The sequence below is a fragment of the Paucibacter sp. JuS9 genome (genome assembly GCF_044043925.2).
Classification (GTDB): domain Bacteria; phylum Pseudomonadota; class Gammaproteobacteria; order Burkholderiales; family Burkholderiaceae_C; genus JAUASW01.
In genome coordinates, this window is record NZ_CP194172.1 from 879595 (window position 1) to 905414 (window position 25820).

Annotated in this window: 17 protein-coding genes and 1 tRNA gene; 10 read left to right on the forward strand and 8 right to left on the reverse strand. The window is 66.8% G+C overall.

Annotation, left to right across the window (positions count from 1 at the left end; all coding sequences use genetic code 11):
• Positions 1-72 precede the first annotated feature (72 nt).
• The 3 genes from ABT392_RS03845 to ABT392_RS03855 are packed head-to-tail and all read right to left on the reverse strand — an operon-like array spanning position 73 to position 7075.
• Entirely contained in the window at positions 73-4086 is a 4014-nt protein-coding gene (locus ABT392_RS03845; RefSeq protein ID WP_395386555.1) for a translocation/assembly module TamB domain-containing protein, read from the reverse strand.
• Positions 4083-5894, reverse strand: coding sequence for an autotransporter assembly complex protein TamA (locus ABT392_RS03850; protein ID WP_395386554.1), 1812 nt, complete (start codon positions 5892-5894; stop codon positions 4083-4085). Before ABT392_RS03850 ends, ABT392_RS03845 begins: the two co-directional genes overlap by 4 nt.
• Entirely contained in the window at positions 5891-7075 is a 1185-nt protein-coding gene (locus ABT392_RS03855; RefSeq protein ID WP_395386553.1) for a vWA domain-containing protein, read from the reverse strand. The genes ABT392_RS03850 and ABT392_RS03855 overlap by 4 nt, the downstream gene beginning before the upstream one ends.
• Before the next feature lie 247 nt (positions 7076-7322).
• Here ABT392_RS03855 and ABT392_RS03860 point away from each other — a divergent pair, with 247 nt between their 5' ends.
• Positions 7323-9758 (forward strand): putative bifunctional diguanylate cyclase/phosphodiesterase, encoded by a 2436-nt coding sequence (locus ABT392_RS03860; protein ID WP_395386552.1) that lies wholly within the window; start codon positions 7323-7325, stop codon positions 9756-9758.
• 12 nt (positions 9759-9770) lie between these two features.
• On the opposite strand, the gene ABT392_RS03865 is transcribed toward ABT392_RS03860, so the two are convergent.
• The 3 genes from ABT392_RS03865 to ABT392_RS03875 are packed head-to-tail and all read right to left on the reverse strand — an operon-like array spanning position 9771 to position 13269.
• Positions 9771-11810, reverse strand: coding sequence for a S9 family peptidase (locus ABT392_RS03865; RefSeq protein WP_395386551.1), 2040 nt, complete (start codon positions 11808-11810; stop codon positions 9771-9773).
• Positions 11811-11812: 2 nt separating this feature from the next.
• The gene (locus ABT392_RS03870) at positions 11813-12412 is read right to left on the reverse strand and encodes a GNAT family N-acetyltransferase (RefSeq protein ID WP_395386550.1); all 600 of its coding nucleotides are present in this window, start codon (positions 12410-12412) and stop codon (positions 11813-11815) included.
• Positions 12412-13269 carry an AAA family ATPase gene (locus ABT392_RS03875; protein WP_395386549.1) on the reverse strand — a complete coding sequence of 286 codons (858 nt, stop codon included), beginning with the start codon at positions 13267-13269 and terminating at the stop codon, positions 12412-12414. The genes ABT392_RS03870 and ABT392_RS03875 overlap by 1 nt, the downstream gene beginning before the upstream one ends.
• An 89-nt stretch (positions 13270-13358) precedes the next feature.
• Between ABT392_RS03875 and ABT392_RS03880 the strand changes: the two genes are divergently transcribed.
• From ABT392_RS03880 to ABT392_RS03890, 3 genes are all read left to right on the forward strand, one after another.
• The gene (locus ABT392_RS03880; protein ID WP_334278799.1) at positions 13359-14006 is read left to right on the forward strand and encodes a c-type cytochrome; all 648 of its coding nucleotides are present in this window, start codon (positions 13359-13361) and stop codon (positions 14004-14006) included.
• A gap of 132 nt (positions 14007-14138) precedes the next feature.
• Complete coding sequence (locus ABT392_RS03885; protein ID WP_395386548.1) at positions 14139-15371, forward strand: HD-GYP domain-containing protein; 1233 nt, start codon at positions 14139-14141, stop codon at positions 15369-15371.
• Positions 15372-15514: 143 nt separating this feature from the next.
• Positions 15515-17440, forward strand: a complete 1926-nt coding sequence (locus ABT392_RS03890) for an Ig-like domain-containing protein (RefSeq protein ID WP_395386547.1) — start codon at positions 15515-15517, stop codon at positions 17438-17440.
• Between the two features lie 9 nt (positions 17441-17449).
• Here ABT392_RS03890 and ABT392_RS03895 read toward each other — a convergent pair.
• Together ABT392_RS03895 and ABT392_RS03900 are read right to left on the reverse strand one after the other, a co-directional pair.
• Positions 17450-17539, reverse strand: a tRNA-Ser gene (locus tag ABT392_RS03895).
• A 16-nt stretch (positions 17540-17555) separates the two neighbouring features.
• Complete coding sequence (locus tag ABT392_RS03900) at positions 17556-18386, reverse strand: symmetrical bis(5'-nucleosyl)-tetraphosphatase (protein WP_395386546.1); 831 nt, start codon at positions 18384-18386, stop codon at positions 17556-17558.
• A gap of 98 nt (positions 18387-18484) precedes the next feature.
• Between ABT392_RS03900 and ABT392_RS03905 the strand changes: the two genes are divergently transcribed.
• The 6 genes from ABT392_RS03905 (at position 18485) to ABT392_RS03930 (ending at position 25799) form a co-directional block, all read left to right on the forward strand.
• A complete protein-coding gene (locus tag ABT392_RS03905; protein WP_395386545.1) occupies positions 18485-19786 on the forward strand; it encodes a hemolysin family protein in 1302 nt (433 codons plus the stop codon).
• Complete coding sequence (locus ABT392_RS03910; RefSeq protein ID WP_334278805.1) at positions 19783-20535, forward strand: SapC family protein; 753 nt, start codon at positions 19783-19785, stop codon at positions 20533-20535. The genes ABT392_RS03905 and ABT392_RS03910 overlap by 4 nt, the downstream gene beginning before the upstream one ends.
• 142 nt (positions 20536-20677) lie before the next feature.
• Entirely contained in the window at positions 20678-22051 is a 1374-nt protein-coding gene (locus ABT392_RS03915; RefSeq protein WP_395386544.1) for a lyase family protein, read from the forward strand.
• 6 nt (positions 22052-22057) lie between these two features.
• Positions 22058-23287: a bifunctional 4-carboxymuconolactone decarboxylase/3-oxoadipate enol-lactonase PcaCD gene (gene pcaCD / locus ABT392_RS03920; RefSeq protein ID WP_395386543.1), complete on the forward strand. Its 1230-nt coding sequence runs from the start codon at positions 22058-22060 to the stop codon at positions 23285-23287.
• A gap of 30 nt (positions 23288-23317) precedes the next feature.
• Positions 23318-24868, forward strand: coding sequence for an amidase (locus ABT392_RS03925; protein WP_395386542.1), 1551 nt, complete (start codon positions 23318-23320; stop codon positions 24866-24868).
• 250 nt (positions 24869-25118) lie between these two features.
• Positions 25119-25799 (forward strand): N-acyl amino acid synthase FeeM domain-containing protein, encoded by a 681-nt coding sequence (locus tag ABT392_RS03930; RefSeq protein ID WP_395386541.1) that lies wholly within the window; start codon positions 25119-25121, stop codon positions 25797-25799.
• Positions 25800-25820 lie beyond the last annotated feature (21 nt).

A 25820-nucleotide genomic window follows, 5' to 3' on the forward strand; every position in this document is an offset into this window, starting at 1 on the left:
CAGCTTTGTAAGTGGCCTCGACACCCCCACCTGCGGGGTCGCCGTGAAATCCGTCACGAGTGGCGGATGGCCTCAGCGCCAGCGCCACAGCCAGATCAGGTCCACCGCGTTCTCGTCGCCGCTCTGTGCGCGCAAGGTGAAGCGCTGGGCAATGCGATAGACCAGTTGCCAGCTGCCGGTGGTGGCGTTGAGCCCGCGCTCATAGCCCACATACCAGCGGCGCGAGAGCTGCTTGCCCAGGCGCACCACGGTGCCGCGGGCGTCTTCGTCGTTCTGGGCCAGCGAGAGTTCATCAAGGCCGAGGTTTTTCATCAGTCGACCCGAGGGGCTATCGCCTTCGCCGCTCAGCAATGCCAGCGCTGCGCGTTGCAGCACCGCCGTGTCGGCACGGCCCAGGCCTTCGGGTGCGCGGCCGAGCAGCAGCCAGGAGAGCTTGTCGGTGTCGCTCATCTCCGGGTCGGCGTAGAGCTTGATGCGCGGCGACAGCGCGGTGCCGGTCACCGCCACGCCAACCGAGACATCGGTGTTGGGTCGCAGCGCCAGCACATCCAGGCGCGGGTTGTCGTAGGGGCCGACGAAGATCAGCTCGCCCTTGTCGATTTCCAGCTTCTGGCCGTAGGCGGCATAGGTGCCGCCGATGGTGCGCAGGCTGCCGGTGAGGCGCGTGCTTGCGTCTCGCTGAGCGAGCTTCAACTCGCCGGCCAGGCGGCTCTCGAAGCCGCGGCCGCGTATCTGCAGCTTGTCGCCAGCATCCAATGCGAGGTCGACGCGGACCCTGCGCGGCTTGGCCGGCGTGCTGGCGGCTGTTGCGCTGGCGGCTTGCTGAGGCCGGATCACCTGCACATCGGCATCGAGGCTCGGTGCATCGCCGCGCGAGAAATCGAACAACGCGCTGTCGACCTTGATCCGGCCGTCCAGCTCCAGCGATTGCTCGGCCAGGGCAAGCTGTGCTTCACCGGTGATCTGGGCACGACGGTCCACGCGGTTCAGGAGCGTCAGCCCCTCGGCCTTGACCTGCAGCTGCGCTTGCGGCTTCTCGCCCAGGGTGGCGTGGCCGCTGGCACTCATCGAACCTTCGGGGCCGCGGGCGCGCAAATGCACCAGCTCCGCGCGCTCGCCCGCCAGCTTCAGCAGGAACTCGGCATCGCGCACGTCCACACCCAGCAGCGGATTGCGCAGCGAGAGCTTCTGGCCCTCCGCCTGGCCGACGAACTGCGGCGCGCCCAGCGTGCCCGACATGGTCATGCCTGCCGTCAGCGCACCGCCAATGCGCCAGCCCGGCGGCACCCAGCGCCCCCACAGTCCGACGTTTGCCACATTGGCCTGCACCATGCCTTCAAGCCTTGACTGCGGGCCGGGCCACAGCGCCAGCGGATCTGCCTGCAAGTTGACGGAAGCGCCGAGCAGGCCGACGCTGCTGCCGCCGAAGGCCTGGTTCAGTTGCCATTGGCCATCGCGGGCCTGCAGCGCAACGCGCAAGGCGCTGAGGCCAAGCTGCTGAGGGCCGCGCTCATCGGTCACGCTCAGGTCGCCGCGCTCGCGCAAGAGCTCGATGTCGATTTCGACCCGCGGCGTGGTCTTGAGCTTGATCTGGCCACCGACGACCAGGTCGCCGCCCCAGCCGAACTCGGGCTGCCAGCGCTTGAGGAACGGCGCAACCGCCAGCGGCTCGAGATGAATCTCGGCGTTCAAGAGGCTCGGCTCCGTGTTCTGGCGAGCCGCTTGCCATTGACTCTGGCGCCAGCTCAGCGACGCGCCGCCGGCCTCGATGCGGCCAGGCTGAAGGTTCGCTGCGCTCAGGCCAGCGCTCAGGCCGCGATCAAAGGCGAGGTCAAAGCCAAGGGCGCCGCTGCTGGAAATCCAGGCTGGCTGCTCGCTGCGCGCCGGGCGCAAGACCAGCTCGCTGAACGAGCCTCGCCAGCGCAGCGGCTGCTCGCGGCCAATTTGCGGCAGGGCGTCGAAGCCGGCTTGCAGTGAGGTGCGTAATTTCGCTGCTAGCGACCCGTTCTCGCCGAGCAGGGATTGCAGAGTCGTCGTCAGCGCCAGCTGCGCGTCAATTTCCAGCTTGGCCTGATGGCTCGCCCAGCTTCCTTTGATGTCCAGCAGGCCACGGCCCAGCTTGTTGCCGGCGCCTTGGCCTGCGCCTTCCAGCAGCACTTGCAGGCCAAGCGGCGCTTCCAGCGTGTTGCCGGCTTGACCGTTCAAACTGAGCTTGGCGATGTGCCATTCGTCAGCCGAATTCCTGCTGCCAGACCAGACAAGATCGCGCCCCTGCAGCTCGCCGCTCACGGCGGTGGGCTGCAGTGCAGCATCGAGCGGCACCGTGACCTTGCCCTGCAGGCTGCCGCTCAAGCTGGCTTGGGGCCGCCACAGGCTCAGGAGCGGCGCGAAAGCGGCCAGCTTCCGGGCCTGGATGTCGAGTTGCGCTGCGGCGGGCTGGGCCCCCAGATGCAGCCTGTTCTCGCCGCTGGCGACGCTGGCCTGCAAGTGCGGCGCGGTGCCGGCTGTGGCTTGATAGTCGGCCTGGCCCTGCAGCGGCTGACCTTGCAGGCGGCTGGGCAGCAACTGAAGCCTGGCGTTCCCAATGGGCCAGCGCTGCCTGGCGGGTGCTGCTTGCAGGTCGACCTGCGCCTCGGCGTTCAGGCCATGCTCGGCCCGTTGCCAGACCGAGCCCGCCTCGCCGGCCCAGAGCAGGCGAGGGTCGAAAGCCTGCAGCCTGGCGCTGCCCTTGGCACGCCAGCTGTCATTGAGCGTGATGTCGCCCTGGGCTTGCAGCTGCGAAGCGCCGGCCTGCAGCAGCAGCTCGGCCAGATGGACTTGCTGGCGATTGCCTTCGGCCGTCAGGCGCAGCTGCAGCGGTGCCTTGTTGCCGGCCTCGAAGCGGCCTTCCAGATCCGCCTGCAGCTTCAGCGGCGCATCGAGCCCGCGGCCTTGCGCCTGCACCGTGCCGGTCCAGCGCAGCGCCGCGAGCCGGCTGTCCAGCTCGGCACTGCGCAGCTCGCGGATGCGCGTCTCGACCTGCCATTTGCCATCGCTCCCATGGCTGCCTTGGGCGCTGATGCGGCCGGCGGCTGTCTGCCCGTTGCCAAGCTCCAGGTCCAGCGACTGCAAGAGCAATTGCTCGGGATGATCGGGAGATGCCTGCAGGCTCGCCTGCAGCGTGCGGATCGGCAACTGCCCGCGATCCCATCGGCCGCTCGATCCATTGGCCAGCTTGAGCTGCAACTGGGCCGGCTGCTTCCAGCCGCTGGACTTGAGTTCCGCCTGGCCGGTCAGCGAGCTGCGCGGCGCCTGACTGTAGAGCGCCTGCAGGTCAAGGCGCTCGACCTGGGCTTGCAGCGACGCGAGCGGCCAGGGCTCGAAGGGCAGCACCCTGGCCTGTGCCTGCAGCGACTGGCGTTCGGCCTGCAAGCTCAGCCGCGCGTCGATGGAGGCCAGCGTGCCGCCCAGTTGCAGCTTGGCATCCCACGGCCGGCCTGCCTTGCCATCGTCCTGCACGACGAGGCTGGCTTGCAGCGGCATGGGCGCGTCGGCGCCAATCTGCAGCTCGCCTTGCGCCTGCAGCCGGTCCCATTGCAGGCGTTCGAGCTTCACTCGGTGTTGACTGCCCAGGCTCAGGGCCATGCTGATCTGGCGCAGCGGCTGCTTCTCCAGGCCGGGCAACACCAGCTCGCCGATTTCCAGCTTGGCGATGTCTGCCTGCAGCGGTAGGCGCAGATCGAGCGGGGCTTGCAGAGGCTTGGCCTGCGGCTTGGGTGCGCCGAGGTAGACCGCGCGATCCGCTGCCAGGCTGGCAATCTGCAGGTGGGGCGCACGCCAGCCGAGGCTCAGGCCTTGCCAGCGCAGGTTCTCCAGCGCCAGGCTGTCGCCGCCGGGCAGCTCGATGCGCAGATGGCGCGCCGAGAAGCCGCCCAGCAAGCTGCCCTGCGCGGCCAGCAACTGCACGCCGGGCACGCGTGCGAGCAACCAGGCGCTTCCGCTTTCGGTGCTGATCAAGCCGTAGCCGCCCAGCAGTACGGCGATCAGCAGCGCGGGTATCGCCAGGCTGATGCCCAGCAGCCAACGCAGGCGGCGGCTCAACTTCATAGCGCAATCCCAACGCTGAAGTGGAGCCGCCAACGGCCGGTGGCCTGGCCGCGCGCGAGATCCAGTCGCAGGGGCCCCACCGGGCTGCGCCAACGCACGCCAGCACCCCAGCCCACAACGGGCTTCAAGTCGCCGAAGCGCTCCGCTGCCTGGCCCGCATCGACAAACACCGCACCCCAGACGCTGGGCAGGTCCTCGCTGACGGGGCGGGCCACTTCGACGCTGCCGGTCCAGAGCGAACGCCCGCCCACGGCCATGCCGTTCTTGATCGGGCCGAGGTCGTGATATGCATAGCCGCGCACCGACTCATCGCCACCGGCCCGGAACAGCAAGGTCTCGGGCAGGCCGACCGAATCGGCGGCGAAGACCTGGCCCAGTTCGGTGCGCGCATTGGCGTACCAATTGCCCAGCGGCTTGTACCAGGCCAGCTTCAGCAGCGAGCGGCCGAAAGACCCGTTCTGGGCCACGCTGCTGTCGGCACGGCCAATGCCGAGTTCAAGCCGGGCGGTGTGGCCGTCGCTGGGCAGGAGGATGTTGTCGACGCGCCGCCGCGTCCAGTTGCCATTCACCGAGAAGGCGCCGCTGCGAATCTCGCCCAGCGCCGAGGTTTCGCGGGCCCGCGTGGCGTCGATGAAGACCAGGCGCTCGTCGTCGGTGGTCTCGCGCAAACGCCCCAGGCGCAGGCTCAGGCTGTTGACGATCCTGTCGCCCGAGCGGTCTTGCGCGGCCCGCATCGCCGCCAGGTTGCGCTGCATATCGGGCTGTGGGTAGGACGAGACCTCCATGTCCGCCGCGCGCAGGTCGCGGCCCAGGTCGAGCTTGGTGCGGGCGCGCACCGGGAGGCCGAAAGGCTGGCGGTGCAGATGCTCCAGCGTGACACGCTGGCCGGTGTTGGCGTGGTAGCCGATGCCGGTCGTGGCCTGCTGACGTGGCGACTCGCGCAGCTTGATCAGCACCGGCGCGGCGGCCGCGAGTTCGGCATCGCGCTGAATGTCCACGGCCACCGCATCGAACAGCTGGGTCTTCTGCAGCCGTTCCTGGAACTCCAGCAGCGCTTTCTCGCTGTAGGCCTGGCCGGGCGCGAAACCGGCCAGCCGTGTCACGGCCTCGGCCGGATAGAACTCCAGGCCCTCGACGCGCAGCTCGCCGAGGTGGAAGAGGGGGCCGCTGTCGAGCTTGAGATCCAGGTCCACCGCCTGTTCGGCGGTGTGGACCTGGGCCTCGGTCGTGGCCCAGCGCGCCAGCGGATAGCCCTGGGCGCGAGCGCGCACCAGGGCTTCACTCTTGGCGGTGGACCAGCGCGTTTGCGTGAAGCGGTACTCGGCCTCGAGCGGCCAGTTCGACTGCAAGGCCTCGCGCAAGGGAGCACCTGCAGCCGCCGCGATCTCGCCCTGGAAGGACCAGGTCACGAGACGCACGCGGCTGGGCGTGCCAGGGGTGACCTTGATGCGTATCAGCGGCTTGCTGCTGTCTCTGGCCTCAAGCAGGGCCTCGACCTGGGCGTCGAAGTAGCCGGCCGTTTCCAGCAGCGACCTGGCCTGGGCCGGCGCCAGCAGGCGCAGTCGGTCCAGCTCAACGCTGCTGGGCCGTTCGGCCTCGGGCGTGCGCTGGAAGCGGGCCAGGTCCAGGTGTTCTTCCAGAAGTTCGCGCAGATTGGCGGCCGGCGCTTCGATTTGCAGCTCGTAGGCCTGGACGAGAGGGGCCGCTTCGGCCTTGGCCGCAGGCCTGGTATCGGCTTCGCTGCGCAAGAGGGCGCAGCCGCCGAGACCGAGAGCCAGTGCGGCGCAGAGCAGGCGCAGTCCCGTCATTTGGACAGCAAACGCATGGCCCCTTCCAGGCCGGTCAGCGTGAGCGGGAACATGCGCTGCTGCATCAGTTGCTGCACGAGGGCGATGCTCTGGCGGTACTGCCACACGCCCTGCGGCTCCGGGTTGATCCAGGCGTACTTGGGGAATGCATGCGTGAGGCGCTGCAGCCATTCGGCGCCGGCTTCCTCGTTGTTGTATTCCACGCTGCCTCCGGCCTGCAGGATTTCGTAGGGGCTCATGGTCGCATCGCCGACGAAGATCAGCTTGTAGTCACGGTTGTACTTGCGAATGATGTCCCAGGTCGGGAACTTCTCGGCGAAGCGGCGGCGGTTGTTCTTCCAGACGAAGTCGTAGACGCAGTTGTGGAAGTAATAGAACTCCAGGTGCTTGAACTCGCTCTTGACGGCCGAGAACAGCTCCTCGACGCGATGGATGTGCTCGTCCATCGTGCCGCCCACGTCCATCAAGAGCAGCACCTTCACCTTGTTGTGCCGCTCCGGGATCATGCGGATGTCCAGCATGCCGGCATTGGCCGCGGTCTTGTGGATGGTGTCATCCAGGTCGAGCTCGAGCTCCGAGCCTTCGCGGGCAAAGCGCCGCAGGCGGCGCAAGGCCACCTTGATGTTGCGGGTGCCCAGCTCCAGCTGGTCGTCGTAGTCCTTGTAGCTGCGCTGGTCCCAGACCTTCACGGCGCTCTTGTTGCCACCCTTGCCGCCGATACGGATGCCCTGCGGGTTGTAGCCGCTGTTGCCGAAGGGGCTGGTGCCGCCCGTGCCTATCCAGCGGTTGCCGCCTTCGTGGCGCTCCTGCTGCTCTTCGAGACGTTTTTTAAGCGTCTCCATCAGCTCGTCCCAGCCCATCTTCTCGATGGCGGCCTTCTGCTCGGGCGTGAGGTTCAGTTCCAGGTGCTGCTTCAGCCAGTCGGCCGGCAACTCCTTGGAGAAGTCGGTCAGCAGCTCCACGCCCTTGAAGTAGGCGGAGAAGGCGCGGTCGAAGCGGTCGAAATGCGCCTCGTCCTTGACCAGGCAGGTGCGGGCGAGGAAATAGAAATCATCGACCGAAGGGCAGCCCTCGTCGCCGCCGATCACGCCCTTCTTCAGCGCTTCGATCAGGGTCAGGTATTCCTTGACCGAGACCGGCAGCTTGGCGGCACGCAGCGTGAAGAAGAAGGGGATCAGCATGAGGCGGTTCTGGCTTGCGACCCACGGGGCCGCGTCGGCGATGTGCCGATTATGCAGAGCCCGGCCATGGCAGTGCCGCAGTTGCTTTTTCTTGCGAAGTGCGCAGGGCATTGACTGATTCATCGCGCCGCCAATGCGCCACCCAGCTCAGGGGTTAGCGGGCCCGTATTTCATTGATATATTTGACCCACTCGCCCCTGGCCGGTGTCTGAGCGCGCCGACGCGCGGCACCTCTGCCCAAGCCCCCATGACCCATCTGCTGACTTTGCTGTTGTCCCGTTTGCGTGCCTGGGTTCTTGCCGAGCCGGAAGATGTCAATGCAGGGGCTGCGATTGGCGCCTCGGGCGCCCGTACACGCTGGCCAGCCAGCCGTACCTGGGAGCGGCCGGATGCACGGCCCAGCGGCAGTGCGATGACCACGGCGGACATCCAGCTCAGCGCGTTGCGGGTGACGCTGCTGGCCTGCGTGGTGCTCGCCGGGGTGGTGGGCCTGCACACGGCGGTGATGGCCCTGATTCGAGGCAAGCCCTGGGCCGTGGTGATCGTGCTGGTGGTGCTGACGCTGCTGGGCGCTGCGATCAGGCAGGCCAAGCGCCCGGGGCGTGCGGGTGCGTTGCTGTTGCTGGCGGCGGTGTATGCCGCCGCCCTTGCGATCACCATCTCGACCGGCACGCAGCCAGAGTTGTCGCGCCTGGGCTATGTGCTCAGCTACACCAGCCCGCTGGTCGCCGGCTTGCTGGTCAACTGGCGTCTCGGCCTGGGCTTGATGGCCTTCAATTCGCTGTTCTATGTGCTTGCGATATCGGGCTTCAACGCGCCCCAGCTTCCGCAGCAGGAAGTGCGTCTGCCGCAGTCCTTGTTCTATGTGCATACGGCCCTGTTCATGTTCTTCAACCTGTGCATGCCGCTGGCGGTGTTCCGCATGGTCGATGGCATGGGCAAGATCCAGGAGCGTCTGCGCACCTCGCGCCAACTCAGCGAGCAGGTCTTCCAGGCCGGCAGCGCGCCCACGCTGGTCTGCGGCCCCGATGACGAGGTGCTGCGTGCCAACAAGCCCTTCCTGCTGCTGTGCGGGGTCGATGACGAGAACGCGCTGCGGGGGTTGAGCCTGCAAGACCTGCTGAATGCACCGGCCGGCGAGGCACGTGCCTGGCGGCCGGAGGCGGGCCTGCGCTGGTGGCTGGATGCGGGCCACGGGCGATGCGAGGTCGAGTTGCGCTCCGCACACAGCATCGGCCGGCGCTTGCAGGCCTACGGCTTTGACGACGTGACCGAGCTGCGCCGGGTGCAGGCCCACCTGGCCGAATCAGTGCTCCGCGAGGCTCGGGCCACCTGGCACGATGCGCTGACCGGGCTGCCCAATCGAAGCCGTTGCATCCGCCAGCTCGATGCCCTTTGCGCGCAAGGGCCGGCCGGACCCGCGGTGGCGCTCCTGACACTGCGCATCAACAACCTGCGCCAGCTCAACGCGCGCTATGGCGTGAGCGCCTGCGATGATCTCCTGAAGTCCTTTGTGCGTGATTTGCTGGCCAGCCTGCCCGCCGGTGCCGAGGTGGCCCGCGTGCGAGGCTCGGTGATCGCGCTGCAGATGCCGGTCTGCGAGGACGCGAGCGAGATGCTCACACAGATGCGCCGCCTTTGCGCCGCCTTGCCTGTCCAGGCGATGGCGGCCATGCAGCCGGTGGTGCTGGACCTGGTCTTCGGCCTGGTCGCCGTGCGGGAGCTGCTGAGCCGTCAGGCCGGGCCGATTGACGGGGCGGAGTTGCTGCGCTGCTGCGAACTCGCGCTCGACATGGGCCAGGACGCTCGCTGGCGCCAGGAGTTCCACGGCTTCGGTGTGTTTGACGCCACCACCGCGCTGGCCGTGCAGCGCGGCATGGCGATCGAAGCCGAACTGCCTCAGGCGCTCAGCGGCGGCCAGTTGCACCTGCTCTACCAGCCCAAGCTGCGGCCCGACGGCAGCCTGCTGGGCTTCGAGGCGCTGCTGCGCTGGACCAGCCCGGCGCTGGGCCCGGTACCGCCGGCCGAGTTCATTCCGGTGGCGGAGGCTTGCGGCCTCATTGGTGGCATCACCGATTGGGTGGCCGAGGCCGCCTGCGCGCAACTGGCCCTTTGGCAAGCGCGGGGCGGCAACGCGGCACGGGCCCATGTGGCCGTCAATCTGTCGGCGCATGACCTCGAGCGGCGCGACTTGTTCGAGATGCTGACCGGTGCGCTGGCGCGCCATGGCGTGAAGGCCACGCAGCTGGAACTGGAAGTGACCGAATCGGCGCTGACCCGGCAGCCCGCACAGGCGCTGCAGCAACTGCAGCGTCTGCACGAGGCGGGATTCACGATCGCCATCGACGATTTCGGCACCGGCTATTCCTCGCTGGCCAAGCTGGTCGATCTGCCCATCGACGTGCTGAAGATCGATCGCTCCTTCCTGCATCAGCTGCCTGGCGATCTGCGCCGCGAACGGGTCGTGCGTTCGGTCGTGTCGCTGGCGCACAGCCTGCATCTGCGCGTGGTGGCCGAGGGTGTCGAGTCGGGCTCGCAGATGAGCTTCCTGCAGGCGCTCGGCGTCCATGGTCTGCAGGGCTATCTGTTTGGCCGCCCCGAGCTGCCCGGGCATTGGCAGGCACTGATGCAGCAGGGCCGCATGCCCAGCGAGGCGGAGTTGGCACCTCTCGACCCGGCCTGACCTTGCAAACCGCTAGCGTTTGGCGGCGCCTTTGTCATGGCTCGCCAGCCAGGCGAAGAACTCACCGTACCAGAGCTGGCTGTTGCGCGGCTTCAGGATCCAGTGGTTCTCGTCCGGGAACCACAGGAGCCGCGCATCGACGCCACGGGCCTTGAGCGTGTTGTAGTAGGCCAGGCCCTGGGCGTCGGGCACGCGGTAGTCCATTGCGCCATGGATCACCAGGGTCGGTGTCTTCATGTGCTGGGCAAAGGCATGCGGGCTTTGCGCCGCGATCTTGGCCGGGTCGTCCCAATACCAGGCACCGAGTTCCTTGGCGTGATAGGTGTAGGCGTCGTCGGCGAACATGGCCTGCCAGTCATAGCAGCCGGCGTGGCAGATATAGGCCTGGTAGCGGCCCGGTTTCACGTGGCCGTTCATCCAGGCCACCATGTAGCCGCCGTAGGAGCCGCCGGTGGCGAACACGCGCCGCTTGTCGGCCCAGGGCTTCTGCAGGAGCAGGTCGGTGGCAGCCTCGATGTCCTGCAGCTCCAACTCGCCCCAGCGGTGGGTGATCGAGTCCAGGAAGGCCTGGCCGAAGCTCGATGAGCCGTGATAGTTCACGCAGGCCACCACATAGCCTTGCGCGGCAAAGGCCTGGTGGTTCCAGCGCCAGTGCCAGCTGTCGCCAAATGCGGTGTGCGGCCCGCCGTGAATCACGTGCATCAAGGGGTACTTGCGGCGAGCGTTGAAGCCGGGTGGGTAGACGAGCCACATCTGGACCTGATCGCCGTGTTTGCCATCGCAGCTGGCGCCCTTGAACCAGACTTCTTCCTCCCGGCCGAAGTTGAAGCTGGCGAGCCGCTTGTCGTTGATGTTTTCGATGCGGCGCCACTGGGCTCCATGGCCTTCTTCATCGCCCTCAACCTCCAGCACCGAGATGCGCGAGGGATGCTGTACCCCGTCGTGGTTGACGACGAGGGTGCCGGCCTCCAGCCCGAAGCTGGCCGCATGGCCACCGCGGAACAGGACGAAGGCGGCGCAGCTCTTCACGTCGAAGCGCCAGAGGTGGCGCCGGCCGTGTTCCTCGGCGCAGAAGAGCAGGCCCAGGTCGTCTTCATCCCACAGGAGCGGTGCGCTGACTTCGTAGTCCCAGTCTTCCGACAGCACGGCCCAGTTGCCATGGGTGTCCAGCACGCCAAGCTGCCTGGGTGCCGTGTGCTTGAGGCCCTGGTGGCTGGCGAGGAAGGCCAGGTGCTGGCCGGCATGGCTGTAGGCGGGTGCGCTGAAGTCCCAGCCGTCTTCCTGCAGCAGCACGCGGGCCTCGCCACTGCGCACGTCCACCTCGGCGAGCGCCTGGCAGTTGTCGATGCGCTTCTCGGCCGCCGGATCGAAAGCGAAGACGATGCGCCTGCCGTCCGGCGAGATGTCGAAGCTCGTGGCATCCGGCTCGGTGCGGCTGAGTTCGAAGTCCGAGCCCTCGAACAGGTCGCGGGTCTTGCCGGTGGCGATGTCCAGCACATGCAGGCGCGCCACGCGGCCCATCGGAATGCTGTGGTCCCAGAAGCGGTACAGCGCCTCCGAGGTCACATAGCCGGTCGCCTTGCGTTCCTTGTGCGCCTGCACGGCCCTGGCCTGCGCCGCTGCACCCTTCAGGCCCGGCCAGACCCAGGAGATGAAGGCGATGCGCTTGCCGTCCGGAAACCATTTGAAGGCCTCGATACCGGTGGCGACCTGGCTGACGCGGCGCGCCTCGCCGCCGTCGGGCGCGATCACGTAGAGCTGCGGCTGCTCGTCCTTGACGCCTTGCTGCTCGCGCTTGGCGACGAAGGCGATCAGGTCGCCCTGGGGGCTCCACAGCGGCGCGCCGTCCTTCTCGCCGCAATGGGTCAGGTTGCGCATCTCGCCACCCAGCGTGGAGAGCAGGACCAGGCTGGACTGTCCCTGGTTCTTCTCCATGTCGTAGCGGCTGAGGCTGGCCACGGCTTGCGCGCCATCGGGTGAAAGGCTGGGCGCGCCGAGGCGTTCGAGCGCCCACAGTGCGTTGACGTCGAAGAGGGCCTTCTTGGCGGTCATTTTCAATCCCGGGGTTTACTCAGTTGCCACTGCAAGTGAGTCTTGATGGTCGGCCATTCGGCCGCCGTGATGCTGTAGACACAGGTGTCGCGCAGATTGCCGTCGGCCGTGCGCATGTGGTTGCGCAGGACGCCGTCCAGCTGCGCGCCCAGTCGCTCGATGGCGCGGCGGCTCTGGGTGTTCAGGCGGTGCGTCCGGAACTCTACGGCGATACAGGCGAGCGTCTCGAAGGCATGCGTGAGCAGCATCAGCTTGCATTCGGTGTTGAGGCCACTGCGCTGCACCCGCCGGGCATACCAGGTCGAGCCGATCTCGACGCGCCGGTGGGTGCTGTCGATATTCATGAAGGAGGTCATGCCGGCGACCTGGCCTTCTGCATCGAGCACGGTGAAAGGCAGCATGGAGCCGGCGGCATGCAGCGCGAGGCGCCGGGCGATCTCGGCTTCCATGCGCTCGGGCGTGGCCACGCTGGTGTACCAGAGCTGATGCAGCTCGCCGTCCGCCGATGCTTCCTTCAGCCCGGCCAGTTGATCCACCGCGAGCGGGACGAGGCTGGCATGGCGGCCGGTCAGCGTGACCGGTTTCAGGATGTCGCTGCCCATCAACGGTTGTTCCGCTGCATGAAGACCAGTTTCTCGAACAGGGTCAGGTCTTGTTCGTTCTTCAGCAGAGCGCCCACCAGGGGCGGGATGGCGACCTTGCCGTCGCCGGTGCCGCTCAGTTGCTCGACCGGGATGTCTTCGGCCAGCAGCAGCTTGAGCCAGTCCAGAAGCTCGGAGGTCGACGGCTTCTTCTTCAGGCCGGGCAGGTTGCGCACCTCATAGAAGTTCTTCAGCGCGGCGGCCAGCAGCTCGCCCTTGATGCCGGGGAAGTGCACATCCACGATGCTCTGCATCGTCGCTGCATCTGGGAACTTGATGTAGTGGAAGAAGCAGCGGCGCAGGAAGGCGTCGGGCAGTTCCTTCTCGTTGTTCGAGGTGATGAAGACCAGCGGGCGGTGCTTGGCCTTGATCAGCTGGCGCGTCTCGTAGACATAGAACTCCATGCGGTCGAGTTCGCGCAGCAGGTCGTTGGGGAACTCGATGTCGGCCTTGTCGATCTCGTCGATCAGCAGGGCGACCGGCGTTTCCGACTCGAAGGCCTGCCACAGCGTGCCCTTGACGATGTAGTTGTGGATGTCGCGCACCCGCTCCGAGCCTTCGATGCCGGCCAGCTGGCTGTCGCGCAGCCTGCTCACGGCGTCATATTCATACAGGCCCTGCTGGGCCTTGGTGGTCGACTTGATGTGCCATTGCAAGAGCGGCAGGCCCAGGGAGGCGGCCACTTCCTCGGCCAGCATGGTCTTGCCGGTGCCCGGTTCGCCCTTGACCAGCAGCGGCCTTTGCAGGGTGATGGCCGCGTTGACCGCCAGCATCAGGTCGGCGGTGGCGATGTACTGGTCTGAGCCTGCAAATTTCATGGTGTAGATCAAGGGCAACGTGGGCTTCGATCCAGTATACGGGTCACCCTATAATGCCGGCCGGACGTATGCAAGAGACACTCGGGACCATGAAAAAACTGCTGCAGATTTCTTTCGCCGCCTTGGCAATCATTGGCGCCGTCGCACAGGCTCAAGCTCAGGACGTGGCCCTTGGCGAGAAGAAGGTGGCCATGTGCATTGGCTGCCACGGCATTCCTGGCTATCAGGCCAGCTTCCCCGAGATCCACAAGGTGCCGATGATTGCCGGCCAGGGCGCCAAGTACATCAGCGCTGCGCTGACCGCCTACGCCAAGGGCGAGCGCAAGCACCCGACCATGGGTGGCATTGCCAAGACCCTGAGCGAGGCCGACATCGCCGACATCTCGGCCTACTACGAACAGCAAGCCAAGGCCCCGGCCGTGGCAGAGGCCGCGCCGGCTGCTCCTGGTGACGTGGCCAAGCTGCTGGAGAAGGGCGCCTGCATTTCCTGCCACGGCGCCAACTTCAGCAAGCCCATCGATGGCGCCTATCCGAAGCTGGCCGGCCAGCACGCCGACTATCTTTATGTGGCCCTGAAGGCCTACCAGGTCGAAGGCAACCCGCAGGTCGGCCGTGGCAACGCCATCATGGCCGGCCAGGTCAAGCAGTTCAGCCAAGCTGAACTGAAGAGCATGGCCAAGTACATCGCCTCGCTGCCAGGCGAGCTGCGCACGGTCTCTCAGCCCCGCATGCGCTGAAAGAAGCACCTGCTCAAGTGTGAAAAAGCCGCCAACAGGCGGCTTTTTTGCGTTTGATCAATGGGTCGGCACATCAGTGACCGGTAATACTCGCCAACTCGTTGGGGACCTGTTGGCCGATGGCCGCGCGTGATGCTCAAAAGAATTCCAACCAAGCAGGTCAGGCTAGGCATGTTCATCCAGGCGCTCGACGGGCCCTGGCTGTCGCACCCTTTCTGGAAAACCAAGTTCTTGCTGGTCGAGGCCGCGGACCTGGACGCCCTGCAGCGAAGCCAGGTGGCGGCGGTCTGGATCGACGATGCAAAGGGCCTGGAGGTGGAGGCCGCACCTGTCGGCAGCCCGGCGCAGCCCGCCCACGCTGTGCAGGCCGTGGCTGAGCCAGCGCCCGCCATGGCGCCCTTACAGATGGCCAGGCCTGCCCGGGTGGCCGCTGGCGCCGAGATCGACCGCGCTGCCGCCTTGGTCAATCGCTCGCGCCAGCAGGTGATGAACCTCTTTGGTGAGGCGCGACTGGGCAAGGCGGTGGACGCCGAGCAATGCCTGCCCCTGGTCGAGGATGTGGCCAATTCCCTGGCCCGCAACCCCTCGGCCCTGATCAGCCTGGCCCGGCTCAAGACCAAGGACGACTACACCTATCTGCATTCGGTGGCGGTCTGTGCGCTGATGGTGTCGCTGTCGCGCCAGCTTGGTCTGGACGAAGCCCAGACCCGCGAAGCCGGCTTGGCCGGCCTGCTGCACGATGTGGGCAAGATGATGATGCCCACCGAGGTGCTCAACAAGCCGGGGCAGCTGACCGACGCCGAGTTCGCTGTGATGCGCTCGCATCCGATGCGCGGCTATGAGGCGCTGAAGGAGGGCAGCGCGGTGCCTGAAGCGGCGCTCGAGGTCTGCCTGCACCACCACGAAAAAATGGACGGCAGCGGCTATCCGCACCAGCAGTCGGGCGAGCAGATCAGCCTGCTCTCGCGCATGGGCGCCGTCTGCGACGTCTATGACGCCATCACTTCCAACCGGCCCTACAAGAGTGCCTGGGACGCGGCCGGCTCCTTGCAGCGGATGGCGCAGTGGCAGGGGCATTTCGATCCGCGCATCTTCCAGGCCTTCGTCAAATGCGTTGGCATCTATCCCGTGGGCACGCTGGTGAAGCTCCATTCGGGGCGGCTGGGCGTGGTGGTAGACCAGCATGCCGCCAACCTGGTGGCACCCACCGTCAAGGTCTTCTTCTCGACGAAGTCGCAGATGCCCATCCCGGTCGAGCTGCTGGACCTCTCCAGCAGCAACGACCGCATCGTCGGCCGCGAGGTGCCTGCCGACTGGGGATTCAAGAACCTCGATGAGTTCTGGACTCAGCCGGACAAGCGCTGAACAGCACTGAAGGCTCAAGCTGGACCGGCTTTGTCCCGTTCAACAGTGCTTTGGGACTGGACTGGCGGGTCAATACTGGCGGGGACTGAATTTCCGCCCGCCGTTTTGCCCGCCGTTTTGCCCGCCATCGCGCCCGCTTTCCCATGAACTCGCCTTCCCTTGTCCGCCTGGCCGTCCTGCCCCTGCTGCTCGCCCTGTCGGCCTGCGGCGGCGGTGGAGGCGGGGGCGGCGACAGTGGCAATGGCGGTGGCGGCACGACGCCGACCACCCCGATCACATTGAGCGGCATCGCAGCCGTGGGTGCGCCCTTGGGCAATGCGCAGGTCACGGTGCTTGATGCCTCGGGTACTTCCATCGGGACGGCCACCACGCATCCCTCAGAGGGCAGTTACAGCATCACCTTGACGAAGGCGCCGACCGCGCCCTTGCTGCTGCAGGCGCGAGGCCTGGACGCGGCCGGCAATCTGCAGCTCCTGCATTCAACGGTCAGCACATCGGCGACCACCATGGTGGCCCACATCACGCCGCTGAGCGACGCCATCGTTGGCCTTTCACTGGGGGCAGAGCCGCGTGCGCAGTTCACGACGCCCACCGCCGCCAATCTCGCCAACCTGAGCCTGGCGGCCAGCGCGCAGACCTTTCTGAAGACGCTGATCAAGAACCAGCTGACCGACCTGAAGGTCACCGACCCCACCACGCTCAACCTGCTGACCGACAGCAGCTTTGCCGCCAACAAGGGGGCGCACGACCTCCTCATCGAAAGCCTCAAGCTCGGCTATTCGCGCAACAGCAAGGGTGTGGAGCAACTGCTGATCAGCAACAAGCTGCTGCCGACCAACACCATCGAGGTGCAGGTCGACCTGCCCACGGCCAGGACCGAGCTGGCCAAGACCACGGGCAGCACGCCTGCCACCGCCATCGTCTCGACCTTGAAGGTCGCCAGCAGCGCTGCGACCACGCTGGGCAATATCGGCACGCTGGACGATCTCGGTGCGGCGCTGAACCGGCTGATTGCGCAAGGGCCTTCTGCGGCCACCATTGCTGCAGACCCGCTGCTTTCTCTCTATGTGAGCCATGACAGCCGCGTGGCTGCAGATCTCGCGGCAAAGCTGGCCGGCTATGCCAGCGCTAATCGGCAGCTGGGGCGCTTCCTGATCACCGGCTGTGCCGACGACCAGCTGGCCAGCGGCGATTGCAAGAAGGTGCTTGTGGCTGCGCCGGTCAGCGACACGACGGGCGCCGTGGTCGAGCTCTTCGCCGACGCGGTGAGCTACAAGGCCACGCCCGCCACCGGCATGACCAAGTGGAGCCTGGTGGGCAATGGCCGCAAGCGCGAGCTGGCGCTGTTTCCCTTGCACTGGTTGGCGCTGGAGCCCGACGGCACCGCCAGCACGAGCGTCACGCCCAACCCTTCGGCCGGCGTACAGGTGCTGGTGCAGGGGCAAGACCTGGCATCGCCGCCGGCACAACTGCAAGCCTCGGCCACGGTGCAGACGCCGGGCGGCTACAGCATCCCGCTGGCCTACTGCAGCCGGCCCTATCTCTGCGTGACGAGCACGCCGGGCGCCACCAGCGCCACGGCCTCCGGCGGGCTGGCCGACCATGCCTTGCTGGCTTCATCGCTGGGTTGGATCGGTTCGATGGATGCGCTGCGCGGCGCCAAGTACCAGTTCACGATGACCATAGGCACGGCGCCGGAGACCAAGGCGGTCTATCTGCGCGCCGAGGTGCCCCTGGAGGCGCCCGCGCTGGCGCGCTTTCCCAGCCTCTCGGTCGCGAGCAGCAGCAGCGCCTTCCTTGCGTCCACCGCGCTGGCTGGCTTCACCGCCGACTGGACCGCCTGGGCGACTGCGAACCCGGACCTGCGCCTGGTCAGCCTGCGTGCCGTGTTCAACGGCAGCGGTGGCGCGCAGCGAATAGCGGAATATCCCTTGCCGGCCCTGGCCGTCACCAAGCTGACCCTGCCTGCGCCGCCGCTGGGCTTTGCTGCCACGCGGATCGAGTATTGGCTGACTGCGCAGGACAACCAGGGGCGGCGCCTGTTCACGCGCTATCTGCCCAAGTTCTGAGGGATGGCTTGGCGGAAACGGTGAGATTCGAACTCACGGAGGGGATAAACCCTCGGCGGTTTTCAAGACCGCTGCCTTAAACCACTCGGCCACGTTTCCAGGAGAGGGCCGCATTCTAGCCGCCCGGCGCCTGGGCCTGGTGGCAGGCCACCTGGATGATTTCGGGCGCAGTGCCGTCGTCGTGCAAACGGGCCGCGGTCAGCGCGCCACCCCAGACGCAGCCGGTGTCGAGCGCGAGCAGGTCGGGCCGTTGCATCAGGCCCAGCGTGGACCAATGGCCGAAGGCCACGGGCTGCCCGGCCGTGCGGCGACCGGGCACATCGAACCAGGGCAGGAAGCCCTCGGGCGCGCTGCCGGCGCCATCCTTGGTCTCGAAATCCATGCGGCCATCCGCCGCACAGAAGCGCAGGCGCGTCAGCACGTTGACGATGAAACGCAGCCGGGCGATGCCGTTCAGGCCTGCGTCCCATTGCGCTGGTTCGTTGCCATACATCTGCTGCAGGAACTCGGGCAGGTCCGGCCCGCGAAGCAAGGCCTCGACCTCGCCGGCCAGGCCGATCGTCTGGGCCGCGTCCCATTGCGGCACCACGCCGGCGTGCAGCATCAGCCAGCCATGGGCCTGGATGGCCATGCGCTGCTGGCGCAGCCAGCCGAGCAGCGCCTCGCGGTCCGGCGCATCGAGGATCTCGTGCAGCGTGTCCTTGCGATGCGGCTTGCGCACACCCTGGGCGGCGGCCAGCAGATGCAGGTCGTGGTTGCCCAGGAGGCAGTTGGCCGCGTCGCCCAGGCCCTGGAGCCGGCGCAGGGTGGCGAGGGAGGCTGGCCCCCGGTTCACCAGGTCGCCCAGCAGATAGAGCCTGTCGCGCGAGGGCGAGAAGTCGATTCTCTGGAGCAGGCGCTCTAAAGCGTCGCAACAGCCCTGCAGGTCGCCGATCATGTAGTTCATGGCCGGGATTGTGCTGTCGGATTCGCAACACGCATCTGCTACTCTTGCCGGCTCTCAAAACCGACCGCGCCTTACTGGGGTAAACCCTGGCGCCCTCAATGGATACCGCGCTCGTTCTCTTTCTGATCCTGCTCAACGGCTTGTTTGCCATGTCGGAGATGGCCCTGACGGCCGCACGCAAGGCGCGGCTGCAGGTGATGGTGGAAAGCGGCGAGTCCGGTGCGCAGGCCGCCATGGACCTGCACGAGAACCCGACCAAGTTTCTGTCCACCGTGCAGATAGGCATCACCTCCATCGGCGTGCTGAACGGCATCGTCGGTGATGCGGCCTTTTCGGCGCCGCTGGCTGCCTGGCTGACCGGCACCTTCCACCTGCATGAGCAGGCCACGCAGCTGGTCTCAACCGCCCTGGTGGTGGTGATCATCACGGTGCTGACCATCATCTTTGGCGAACTGGTGCCCAAGCGCATCGGCCAGATCTATCCCGAGACTGTGGCCCGCCTGGTGGCGCCACCCATGAACGGCCTCTCGCTGGCCGCCCGTCCGCTGGTCAAGATGCTGAGCTTCTTCACCGAAACCACGCTGGGCCTCTTGGGCTTGCGTGGCAAGGCCTTGCGCAGCGTCACCGAAGAAGAGATTGCCGCCAGCCTGGAAGAGGGGCGAGACGCCGGCGTGATCGAGGAGCATGAGCACCAGATGGTGCGCAACGTGTTCCGCCTGGACGAGCGCCAGATCGGCTCGATGATGATTCCGCGCGCCGAAATCGCCTGGCTCGATGTCGATGCGTCGGCCGAGGACGTGCTGGCCGTGCTGCGCGAGCATGGCTACAGCCGCTATCCGGTTTGCCGCGGCGGGCTCACCGACGTGCTGGGCGTCACTTCGGCACAAGGCCTTTTGCAGCGTTCACTGGGTGGCGAGCCGCTGGCGCTGGGCGAGGGACTGGTGGCGCCGGTATTCGTGCCGGAGACGCTCTCCGGCATGGAACTCCTTGAACATTTCCGCGCATCAGACGCACCCCTGGTCTTTGTCGTCGACGAATACGGCGAAGTGCAGGGCGTGATCTCGGTGCGCGATGTGCTTGAAGCGATTGCTGGCGAATTCAATGCGCCCAGCGATGGCGAAGCCTGGGCTGTGCAACGCGCGGACGGGAGCTGGCTGATCGACGGCCTGATCCCGGTTCCCGAGCTGAAGGACCGCCTGGAGCTGAAGGAACTGCCCGAAGAAGACCGTGGTCGCTACAACACCCTGGCCGGCATGATCATGCTGCTGCTGGGGCGTCTGCCGCGCACGGCCGATGTGGTGGAGTGGAACGCGTGGAGATTCGAGGTCGTGGACCTCGATGGCAAGCGTGTGGACAAGGTGCTGGTCAGCCGACTGGCGAATGATGGAGATAGAGAATGAGCAACCCCCCGATGTACGGCAACCTGGTGCCACTGGACCGTGAAGTCCACAAGAAGCTGCGCCTGAAGACCGAGACCATGACTGTCAAGCGCGTCGAGAAGATGAACTCGCTGTTCGTCGCCGCAGTCGAGTTCGCTGAAGCCTGCAAGGAATACCCGATAGTGTTCGTGCGCGTCGGCGAAGTGCCGACCGACGGCTCCCGTCAGGCCGTGGCCTCGCTGGCCGTGCTGGGCCTGAAGTCCGGCAGCAACTGCTTCGTCAAGGACGGCATGTGGACCGGCAACTACGCACCTGCCTACCTGCGCCGCTATCCGTTCGCGATGGTCCGCATCGAAGAGGGCAGCGACCAGATGGCCATGTGCTTCGACGCGGAATGGGAAGGTTTCTCCGAGACGGAAGGCACCGAGCTGTTCCAGGCCGATGGCCAGCCGACCGAGTTCCTGAGCAATGCCAAGAGCTTTGTCGAGAACTTCGAGCGCGAAACCGAGCGCACCCGCCAGGCCTGCGATGAGCTGGTCGCGATGGACCTGCTGCAGGACATGCGCTTCGAAGCCACGCTGCCCAATGGCGAGAAGCTCGATGTCGAAGGCTTCATGGCCATCGACGAAGAGAAGCTCGGCAAGCTCGGCGATGCCGACATCCTCAAGCTGCACCGCACCGGCCTGATCTCGCTGATCGAGCTGCACCGTGTGTCGATGACCAATATGCCGCGTCTGGCCGGTCTGGAAGGCGTGGCCACCCAGGCCTGAGCCTGACTCGCTGCTCGACGAGCAAGGCCGTCGGCCGTCGGGCCGCCGAGCCGCAGGGCCGTCCCCAGGGGCGGCCTTTGTTTTTTTGCTGCGCGGGTTTGCTTGAGGACCGGCGGGCAGCATGGCTCGCTAGCATCGAGCCATGCTCTTCGAAGGCTTTCTCTCCACCTCGGCCATGGCCGACCTGCTCAGCGACGAGGCCTTGATACAGGCCATGTTCGACTTCGAGGCCGCGCTGGTGCGCGGGCAGGCCGACCTGGGCCTGATTCCTGAATCGAGCGCACAGTCGATTGGCAGCCTGTGCCGCGTCGAGCTCTACGACGTGCGGGCGCTGGTGACGGCGGGCGGCAGCGCCGGCAGCCTGGCCATACCGCTGCTGAAGCGCTTGCGCGAGAACGTGGCCTTGTTCGACCCGGTGGCCGCCGGCTACGTGCACCGGGGCGCCACCAGCCAGGACGTGATCGATACCGCGCTGGTGCTGCAGACCCGGCGCGCGCTGGCGCTGATCGAGGCCGACCTGCTGGCGCTTTGCCAGTCCTTGCTGGAGCTGGCCGATCAGTACCGGGAACAGCCGATGCTGGCCCGCACGATGATGCAGCCGGCCGTGGTGATGTCATGGCGCTGCAAGGTCCTGCAATGGCTGCAGCCGCTCCTGCGCTCGGCGCAGGAGTTGCGGCGCCAGGCCGATGCCGCGCTGCGCCTTCAGCTGGGCGGTGCCGGCGGCACGCTGGCCACCCTGGGCGTGCATGCCGATGCGGTCTGCCATCAGGTGGCTGCGCAGTTGCGCTTGCCCTTGAATCCGGGGCCCTGGCATGTGCAGCGCGACCGCTGGGTTCGCCTGGGTGCCGAACTTGGCGTGCTGTGCGGCAGCCTGGGCAAGCTGGCTGCCGACCTTGCCTTGCTGTCGCAGGCGGAGCTGGGTGAACTGGGCGAGAACCCGGCCGGCGGGCGAGGGGGCTCCAGCGCGATGCCGCACAAGCGCAACCCGATAGGCGCCATGATCGGCCTGGCTGCCGCGCGCCGCGCGCCGCAGCGGGTGGCCGCCTTGCTGGCCTGCATGGTGCAGGAGCAGGAAAGGGCGCTGGGCAGCTGGCAGGCCGAGCAGGCCGAATGGTCCGGCCTGCTACTGACCTGCCACGGCAGCGTGCACGCGATGGCCGAGGCGCTGGCCGGCCTGCAGCTCAATCCGGCCCGCATGCTCGAGAACATCGACCGCCAGCAGGACCTCGTATTCACCGAAAGCCTGCAGCAACTGCTGACCCAGTCGCTGGGCCAGCCGGTGGCCGAGCAAGGCATGGCCGAGCTGCTGGCCGGTGTGAGGGCAGGGCAGGGCCCTTTGCGGCTGCTCGCGCAGCAATTGCTCAGCCGCCAGCCCGACCTGGCCGCGCGCATCGCTCCTGGCGCAATGGAGGCCTTGTTCGACGTGCATGCCACCGCGCGCGCCGCGGAGGCGCGGGTCAATCCATTGCTGGCCCAGGCTCGTGTCGATTTGCAGGCCCTGCGAGGCGAGGAGTAGCCGGCGATGAGCAAGAAGAGCGGCGCAGACGGGCGCGACGATTTCGAGCGCGGCCTGGACATGCGCCGCGCCACGCTCGGTGAGGACTGGGTGCGTCGCGCCACCGAAGGCGCGACCAGCTTCACGGCCGAGTTCCAGGATTTCATCACCCGCTATGCCTGGCAGGAGGTCTGGACCCGCCCCGGCCTGCCGCACGAAACCCGCCGGCTGCTGGTGCTGGGCATGACCATGGGGCTGGCGCGCTGGGAGGAGTTCGAGCTGCATTGCCGGGCCGCAGTGCGTGGCGGTGTGGCCATCGAGGCGATCAAGGAAACCCTTCTGCAGGGCGCCATCTATTGCGGCGTGCCGGCGGCCAACACCGCCTTCAAGATCACGCAGCAGATCCTTGTCGGCGAGGGTCTGGCGCCCTTGCCCGAGCCCTTGAGCCCCGAACGGCGGGCAAGCCGCCAGCAGACCTTCAGCCGGCCGCAATTGAGCCTGGTGCTCCAGGGGGAGGGCGACAAGACGCCCATCGTCTTCAGCCATGCGCTGGGCCTGGACCTGCATCTCTGGGACGACGCGGCGGCGCATTTCGCCTCGCTGGGCCATCCGACCCTGCGCTATGACCAGCGGGGCCACGGCCGGTCGGCCCGCCCCGCGGGCCCGTACACGCTCGATCAGCTCGTCGCTGATGCCGTGCGCCTCATCGAGGAATGGGACCGTGGCCCGGTGGTCTTCGTCGGCCTGAGCCTGGGTGGCATGGTGGGGCAGGGCCTGGCGCTGGCCCGGCCCGATCTCCTGCGCGGCCTGGTGCTGGCGCACACCACCGCGCAGTATCCGAGCGAGGCTCAGCCGGCCTGGGAACAGCGCATCGCCGCGGTCGAGGCGGGTGGCATGCCGGCCGTGGTCGAGCAGATCCTGCAGCGCTACCTTGGTGATGACGCGTCATTGCCTGGCTTGAGAAGCCAACTGCGCGAGACCTTGCTGGCGCAGGACGCAGCCAGCTATGTGGCCGCCGCGCAGGCGGTGCGCTCCGTCAATTACCTGGGCCGCCTGGCGGCCTTGCGTTGCCCGACGCTGGTGCTTGCCGGCGGCCGCGATCAGGGTGCGACGCCGGCCATGGCCGAGGCGATGGCCGGGCGGATTGCCCGGTCACGACTGGCTTTGTTGCCTGATGTCGCGCATTTGGGCGTCCAGGAAAACCCGCATGAATTTCTTGGGCTGCTGAGTGATTTTCTTGCCGGCCTGGGCGAATAGCATCTTTCGGCCGGCTATGCTGGCAACCCTATGCAACGTCGCCATTTGATGCTTGGTTCGGCTGCCGTCCTGGCCCTCCCCAAATTGAGTTCAGCCGCCTCCAGCACCGAAGCCACCGCAGCGTCGCAGGCCCAGGCCATGGCCTCTGGCCGCCTGACATCCGAGCGGCTTGTGCAGGACTACCTGACCCGCATCGCCAACATCGACAAGGCCGGCCCGAGGATCAACAGCATCATCGAGCTGAATCCCGATGCCCGTGCCATTGCCCGCGAGCTGGACGGCGAGCGCCGTGCCGGCAAGCTGCGCGGCCCGCTGCACGGCATCCCGGTGCTCCTGAAAGACAACATCGCCACCGGCGACAAGATGCACACCACGGCGGGTTCGCTTGCGCTGGCCGATCTGCGGGTGTCGCGTGACGCCCACCTCGTGCAGCGCCTGCGCGCTGCCGGCGCAGTGATTCTCGGCAAGACCAACCTGAGCGAGTGGGCCAACATCCGTTCGACGCGCTCCGTCAGTGGCTGGAGCGCCCGCGGCGGCCTGACCCGCAACCCCTATGCACTGGACCGCAATACCAGCGGCTCCAGCTCCGGCACCGCCGCTGCCATCGCGGCGGATCTGGCCACTCTCGGTGTCGGCACGGAAACCGATGGCTCCATCGTCTCGCCGTCGTCGATCTGCGGACTTGTGGGCCTGAAGCCGACGCTGGGCCGCATCAGCCGCGACGGCATCATTCCGATCGCGCACAGCCAGGACACGGCCGGCCCGATGACGCGCACGGTGGCGGATGCGGCCCTGCTCTACGCGGCCATGTGCGGCCCTGATGCTGTCGATGCCGTGACCCGGGCCGCGCCCGATGCTGCTGGCAAGCTTGATGCCGGCTTGATCAAGGGTGCGCGGCTGGGTGTGGCGCGCAACTACTTCACCGGCTTCGACGAGGCCGATGCGGCCATCGAAGCTGCCATCGCCAAGCTGCGTGAACTGGGCGCCGAGATCGTGGACAACGCCGAGCTGGCGCCACCTGCCTATGGCGATGCCGAGTTCTCGGTGCTGCTGTACGAGCTGAAGGAAAACCTGGCGCAATGGCTGAAGGCCTTTGCGCCGGGCCACAAGATTCGCAATCTGGCCGACGTGATTGCTTTCAATGCCCAGCACCGAGCGCAGGAAATGCCCTGGTTCGGCCAGGAGCTGTTCGAGAAGGCGCAGGCCCTGGGCGACCTGAGCACGCCGGCCTATCGCGAGGCGCTGGCCGCTTGTGCCAAGGGCGCGCGAGAAGAAGGCCTGGACAAGGCCTTCAAGGCCCAGCGTCTTGATGCCCTGATCGCACCCACCGGCGGCCTCGCCTGGCTGACAGATCCGGTGGCCGGCGACCACTACGGTTCAAGCTTCTCCACGCCCGCCGCCGTGGCCGGCTACCCGCACCTGACCGTGCCGGCCGGCCATGTTCGAGGCCTGCCTTTGGGCCTGTCTTTCGTCGGCCCGGCCTGGAGCGAATGGAAGCTGCTTTCGCTGGGCCTGGCGTTCGAGCAGGCGACGCGCCATCGCCGCGCGCCCGCGTTTGTCAAACGCACGGTGCCGCTGTGAGTGCATCTTCTGTTGTCTTGACGCCAAGTTTCAAAGCCAATATGCAAGCCAATGTTTGCGCGGCGAGGGTCATATCGCCAATGCTTGTTACAGCGCCGGCGCGCCGCGCCGATGTACCTGCAATGCAGGGAGCTCGCTGTCACGAAATGCCAGTAAGGAATGTCACAAGGTGTAAGGCTGGGGGCGTTGCAGAGCCGTCACTGACATCCTTTAGACTGATCCGCAGCAAACGAAGTTGGGGTGCCCGCCAATGAATCCAGTCGCCGAAGTCCAGATCGAGCCCGCGCTCGCTCAACAAGCCGCGCCCATCAACAGCACCATCGTCAACAGCACCATCGTCAACAACACCCTAGAACAGCTCCGCAGCCTTGAGCTGGTCCAGCGCCGCTATGCGCAGCGCGGTTACCTGACCCAGGGCATGGTGTCCAAGCCCGATCAGCTGACCACGTTCAGTCTGGGCTTGGCCGACACCATGTCGGGCACGCTCAGCGTCCGCCTGGACGGTCCGCAGGGCTTGAGCGCCGATGAGTGCTTTGGCGCCGAGCTCGATGAGCTGCGCCTGAACGGCAGCCGCATCTGCGAGTTCACGCGGCTGGCCATGGAAGAGCTGGAGGCGCCCTCCAAGGATGCCCTGGCCCGCCTGTTCCAGACTGCCTATGTCTATGCCCATCACCGCTGCCGTGCCGAGCTGCTCGTGATCGAGGTGAACCCGCGTCATGTGGCCTTCTATCGCCGCATGCTGGGTTTCAGCGTCGCTGCGGAGACCCGCTTCAACGAGCGAGTGCGCGCACCGGCGGTGCTGATGATTCTGGAGCTGGAGCACGCTCGCCGTGAGATCGAGCGTTTGGGCGGCAGTGCCGCGCGTGGCGAACCGGCTCGCTCCATCTACTCCTACATGCTGCCGATGGAGCAGGGCCTGCAGCTGGTCTGAATCGCTTCAGATCCGACCCGC

Bases quoted from the DNA above. Each gene is read 5' to 3' on its own strand.
- ABT392_RS03930 (WP_395386541.1), top strand. From the start codon at position 25,119: ATGAATCCAGTCGCCGAAGTCCAGATCGAGCCCGCGCTCGCTCAACAA.
- ABT392_RS03890 (WP_395386547.1), top strand. From the start codon at position 15,515: ATGAACTCGCCTTCCCTTGTCCGCCTGGCCGTCCTGCCCCTGCTGCTC.
- ABT392_RS03860 (WP_395386552.1), top strand. From the start codon at position 7,323: ATGACCCATCTGCTGACTTTGCTGTTGTCCCGTTTGCGTGCCTGGGTT.
- ABT392_RS03925 (WP_395386542.1), top strand. From the start codon at position 23,318: ATGCAACGTCGCCATTTGATGCTTGGTTCGGCTGCCGTCCTGGCCCTC.
- ABT392_RS03905 (WP_395386545.1), top strand. From the start codon at position 18,485: ATGGATACCGCGCTCGTTCTCTTTCTGATCCTGCTCAACGGCTTGTTT.
- ABT392_RS03870 (WP_395386550.1), bottom strand. From the start codon at position 12,412: ATGGGCAGCGACATCCTGAAACCGGTCACGCTGACCGGCCGCCATGCC.
- ABT392_RS03910 (WP_334278805.1), top strand. From the start codon at position 19,783: ATGAGCAACCCCCCGATGTACGGCAACCTGGTGCCACTGGACCGTGAA.
- ABT392_RS03875 (WP_395386549.1), bottom strand. From the start codon at position 13,269: ATGAAATTTGCAGGCTCAGACCAGTACATCGCCACCGCCGACCTGATG.
- ABT392_RS03880 (WP_334278799.1), top strand. From the start codon at position 13,359: ATGAAAAAACTGCTGCAGATTTCTTTCGCCGCCTTGGCAATCATTGGC.
- ABT392_RS03850 (WP_395386554.1), bottom strand. From the start codon at position 5,894: ATGACGGGACTGCGCCTGCTCTGCGCCGCACTGGCTCTCGGTCTCGGC.
- pcaCD (WP_395386543.1), top strand. From the start codon at position 22,058: ATGAGCAAGAAGAGCGGCGCAGACGGGCGCGACGATTTCGAGCGCGGC.
- ABT392_RS03845 (WP_395386555.1), bottom strand. From the start codon at position 4,086: ATGAAGTTGAGCCGCCGCCTGCGTTGGCTGCTGGGCATCAGCCTGGCG.
- ABT392_RS03900 (WP_395386546.1), bottom strand. From the start codon at position 18,386: ATGAACTACATGATCGGCGACCTGCAGGGCTGTTGCGACGCTTTAGAG.
- ABT392_RS03915 (WP_395386544.1), top strand. From the start codon at position 20,678: ATGCTCTTCGAAGGCTTTCTCTCCACCTCGGCCATGGCCGACCTGCTC.
- ABT392_RS03855 (WP_395386553.1), bottom strand. From the start codon at position 7,075: ATGCTGATCCCCTTCTTCTTCACGCTGCGTGCCGCCAAGCTGCCGGTC.
- ABT392_RS03885 (WP_395386548.1), top strand. From the start codon at position 14,139: ATGCTCAAAAGAATTCCAACCAAGCAGGTCAGGCTAGGCATGTTCATC.
- ABT392_RS03865 (WP_395386551.1), bottom strand. From the start codon at position 11,810: ATGACCGCCAAGAAGGCCCTCTTCGACGTCAACGCACTGTGGGCGCTC.